Annotated in this window: 4 protein-coding genes; 3 read left to right on the plus strand and 1 reads right to left on the minus strand. The window is 37.4% G+C overall.

Features of this window, described 5'->3' with window-relative positions; all coding sequences use genetic code 11:
- The first annotated feature begins 160 nt into the window (after nucleotides 1-160).
- The 3 genes from fsa (at nucleotide 161) to KI356_RS18150 (ending at nucleotide 3,823) form a co-directional block, all read left to right on the plus strand.
- Nucleotides 161-829 (plus strand): fructose-6-phosphate aldolase, encoded by a 669-nt coding sequence (gene fsa, locus KI356_RS18140; RefSeq protein ID WP_060631636.1) that lies wholly within the window; start codon nucleotides 161-163, stop codon nucleotides 827-829.
- A gap of 264 nt (nucleotides 830-1,093) precedes the next feature.
- Nucleotides 1,094-2,635, plus strand: a complete 1,542-nt coding sequence (gntK, locus tag KI356_RS18145; RefSeq protein ID WP_212936064.1) for a gluconokinase — start codon at nucleotides 1,094-1,096, stop codon at nucleotides 2,633-2,635.
- A gap of 126 nt (nucleotides 2,636-2,761) precedes the next feature.
- On the plus strand, nucleotides 2,762-3,823 hold the full coding sequence (locus KI356_RS18150; RefSeq protein ID WP_212936065.1) for a lactonase family protein: 1,062 nt from the start codon (nucleotides 2,762-2,764) through the stop codon (nucleotides 3,821-3,823).
- A 102-nt stretch (nucleotides 3,824-3,925) separates the two neighbouring features.
- Here KI356_RS18150 and KI356_RS18155 read toward each other — a convergent pair whose 3' ends face one another.
- Complete coding sequence (locus KI356_RS18155; RefSeq protein WP_002120983.1) at nucleotides 3,926-4,102, minus strand: DUF1272 domain-containing protein; 177 nt, start codon at nucleotides 4,100-4,102, stop codon at nucleotides 3,926-3,928.
- Nucleotides 4,103-4,160 lie beyond the last annotated feature (58 nt).

Raw genomic sequence — 4,160 nt, forward strand, 5'->3', positions numbered from 1 at the left:
ATTAGCCTTCACCAATCGGGCTTTTACGGGAAGCCCGACCCCCACCCTAACTTCTTTGCTTCGCTAAATTTTGAGATGGGGGTCTTACTGCCCGTTAATGCGGGATAAAGATCCTAAAATAATAACTCGTTAATGCTTAACAAAATGGAGGGAATTGATCATGAAGTTTTTTATTGATACTGCAAATCTTGAGGACATAAAAAAAGCATATAAACTTGGAGTTTTAGCTGGTGTTACAACGAATCCTTCTTTAGTAGCAAAAGAGGGCGTTAAGTTTGAAGACCGTATCGCAGAAATTTGTCAGGCAGTACCTAAAGTTGAATCTGTTTCGGCAGAAGTAACGCCAGATGCTGTTACAGCTGAAGAGATGATAGCTCAAGCAGAAGAATTAATTAAAATTAATGGTGGCGATAAAAACGTCACGATAAAACTTCCGATGACGTTAGCAGGATTAGAAGCTTGTCGCTACCTTACTGAAAAAGGTGTTAAAACGAACGTTACCCTTATTTTCACTGTGAACCAAGCTCTTTTAGCTGCTCGAGCAGGTGCAACGTACGTTTCTCCATTTTTAGGTCGTTTAGATGACATTTCTGAAGATGGCGTACTATTAGTTGCTAAAATTGCTGAATTATTCGATATTCATCAATTAGATACACAAATCATTGCGGCTTCTGTCAGACACCCAGACCATGTAACTCGTGTAGCGCTGGCAGGTGCTCACATTGCAACAATTCCTTATAAAGTAATTGAACAACTTGCTATGCATCCATTAACGGACCAAGGTATTGAAAAGTTTGCTGCGGATTGGGCGAAAGCGCCTAAGTTATAATGAAGTAAAGTTTCATCAATTTCTTTTTCATGAGAGGGCCAATCTCTATGTAACTTCATCCTATAAACTTAATCTCGAGTTTGGCATCTTATTACGTAAAAGCAGCAATATGAAAAGGAACTCAGAATAGCACAATGGTTATGAGAAGGACCCCCTTATGAGAGGATAGTTTATTAAAACGTAGCTCTCATAAGGGAGAGTCTTTTTTGTATAAATCAAAATCAGAGTGCTCTTTTGTTATAGGAATAATTTGAAAGGGGTTACATGGTGAGCTCGAAATATATGATCGGTGTAGATATTGGAACAACTAGTACAAAATCAGTTTTATTTTCAATTGATGGATCTGTTATCGCAAGCCATTGGATTGAATACCCTCTATATTCTTCCACGCCAGAAATAGCAGAACAAGATCCAGAAGAGATTTTTCAAGCGGTCATACATACGATTAAAGAAACGATACAATCAAGTAATGTGCAGCCAGTTGATATTCTTTGTGTTTCTTTTAGTTCGGCAATGCATAGTGTCATTGCTGTAGACGAAGAGGGGAATCCATTAACGAAATGTATTACTTGGGCGGATAATAGAAGCGTAAGCTGGGCAGAGAAAATAAAGAATGATATGAATGGTCATGAAATTTATCTTCGTACGGGAACGCCAATTCATCCTATGTCACCACTTTCGAAATTAGTTTGGCTACAGAATGAGCATGCTGAATTGTTCGCAAAAAGCTATAAATTCATCTCTATTAAAGAGTATGTTTTTTATAAGTTATATAACGAATATGTAATCGATTATTCTATAGCATCAGCAACAGGAATGTTCAATTTAAAATCTTTAAAATGGGATGAGGAAGCTCTTCGTGTTGCAGGAATTACAGATGAAGAGCTTTCAAAACTCGTTCCAACGACGCACAGCTTAAGAGGGTTAGATGAAGAACTTGCAAAAGAGATGAATGTACTTGTTTCTACTCCCTTTATAGTAGGGGCGAGTGATGGGGTACTATCGAATTTAGGTGTGAATGCAATAGAACCTGGAGTAGTTGCTATTACAATTGGTACGAGCGGTGCAGTGCGAGCTGTAACAAATCATCCTGTAACGGATCCGAAGGGTAGGACTTTTTGTTATGCGTTAACTGAGGATCTTTGGGTAATTGGTGGACCGGTTAATAACGGTGGTATGATTTTTAGGTGGGTTCGTGATCAATTATGTACGTTAGAAGTTGAGCATGCGAAGCGTTTAGGAAAAGATCCATATGAAGTGCTTACGGAAATAGCAGCAAAAGTGAATCCTGGATCTGATGGTTTATTATTTCATCCATATTTAGCGGGCGAAAGAGCACCTTTATGGAACGCCAATGCACGAGGGTCTTTCTTTGGACTTGGATTGCATCATAAGAAAGAACATTTTATTCGTGCTGTTTTAGAAGGGATCATTTATAACCTGTATACCGTTCTTCTTGCTTTAAAAGAGCTAATTGGAGAACCGAAAAAAATTCAAGCGACAGGTGGTTTTGCAAGGTCGGAACTTTGGAGACAGATGATGGCGGATATTTTTCATCAAGACGTATATGTTCCGGAAAGTTTCGAAAGCTCTTGCTTAGGAGCTGCGATTCTTGGTTTATATAGCTTAGGTGAAGTAGATACATTACACGTAGTTTCTGAAATGGTAGGTGCGAATTTCCACCATGAACCAAACGTGGAAAGTGTGGAAAAATATAAAGATTTAGCGCCAATATATATTCGTCTGTCCCGTCACTTGGAAGAAGAATATGAAAGTATAGCAACTTATCAAAAAAAGTGGGTTTAAAAGCTATTTAGCAGGAAAATATGGTAACGTATAAAGAGGTACTCCAATTTTTTAGGATACTCTTTCAACATAAAATATTTTAAGAAGTACGATGTGCGGAAAATATAGGGAGAGAGGGTTATGAAAATGAAGGATAACAAAAAGTTTATTGGATATGTTGGAACTTACACGAAAGAAAATAGTGAAGGAATATATACTTTTACTTTAGACACAGAAGCGAAAAAAATTAGTAATGTAACACTTGCGGCCAAGCTGGATAACCCTACATATGTAACCATTAACCGAAATAATCAATATCTCTATTCTGTTGTAAAGGAAGGAGAATCTGGTGGTGTAGCTGCTTATTCGATTGACAGTCATACCGGAGAGCTTCAGGCAGAAAACAGACAAATAGTAGAAGGTGCGTCTCCTTGTCATATTAGTGTTGATAGTAAAAATCGTATAGTAGTTACAGCAAATTACCATAAAGGAACGATTGAGTCTTTTGTAATAAATGAAGAAAATGGGACGGTAAATTCTGCTTCCTCTATTATTACACATGAAGGTTCGGGGCCGAATAAAGAAAGACAAGAAAAACCACATGCACATTACGCGGGATATACTCCTGACGAAAAATATGTGGTAGGTGTTGATTTAGGAATTGATAAATTAATTACATATGAAATGAAAGATAGTACATTAATAGAAGTGAATAGCTTGTCTGTGAATCCAGGAAGTGGTCCAAGACATATTACTTTTCACCCGAATGGAAAGTACGCCTATGTGATGACGGAACTTAGTTCAGAAGTCATTGTGCTAACATATCATTCGGAAGAAGGGGCTTTTACAGAATTACAGTATATTTCTACCGTCCCAGAAGAATTTGATGAAAATAGTCAAGGGAGTGCTATTCATATTTCTTCTGACGGCCACTTTGTGTATGCAGCGAATCGTGGCCATAATAGTATTGCTGTTTTCGGCGTGGATCAAAATTCAGGTCAGCTTACATTTGTTGAACATACATATACAGAAGGAAATTGGCCGAGGGACTTTGTATTAGATCCTACTGAAAAGTTTCTTGTTGCTACAAATGAAAAGTCGCATAATCTTGTACTATTTTCAAGAGATGAATCTACAGGGAAGTTAACGTTGTTACAATCTGATGTTGTTGTACCAGAGCCTGTTTGTGTTAAATTTTTAAATGTTTAGCTTGTGAGAGGGATTGAAACTCAATTCATGTAGAAATGACGTTATAATTTCATATACCCTAAAATAGAGGATAGAAAAAGCAAAGCGATAACGCTTTGCTTTTTACTGTTTCTTTTTCGGTCTACGTACTAACTCGCCGCCGCAGTTTGGACAAACGTTTTGTCTTTCTTCTGTGCATGGTGCACAAAATGTACATTCATACACACAAATGTAAGCTTCGGAATCTTGCTCGAGGGAATGATCGCAAATTTGACAGTTTGTTTTCATTGCTAGTGCCATAGTAAGTCTCCTTTTAGTTTGAAAATTTGTAATTTAATTATAATTCATTGGATAGAAA

The sequence above is a fragment of the Bacillus hominis genome, from assembly GCF_018332515.1.
GTDB classification, from domain to species: Bacteria; Bacillota; Bacilli; order Bacillales; family Bacillaceae_G; genus Bacillus_A; species Bacillus_A hominis.

What these genes read in the sequence shown, in the direction of transcription:
- fsa (WP_060631636.1), top strand. Translation starts at nt 161, where the DNA reads ATGAAGTTTTTTATTGATACTGCAAATCTTGAGGACATAAAAAAAGCA.
- gntK (WP_212936064.1), top strand. Translation starts at nt 1,094, where the DNA reads ATGGTGAGCTCGAAATATATGATCGGTGTAGATATTGGAACAACTAGT.
- KI356_RS18150 (WP_212936065.1), top strand. Translation starts at nt 2,762, where the DNA reads ATGAAGGATAACAAAAAGTTTATTGGATATGTTGGAACTTACACGAAA.
- KI356_RS18155 (WP_002120983.1), bottom strand. Translation starts at nt 4,102, where the DNA reads ATGGCACTAGCAATGAAAACAAACTGTCAAATTTGCGATCATTCCCTC.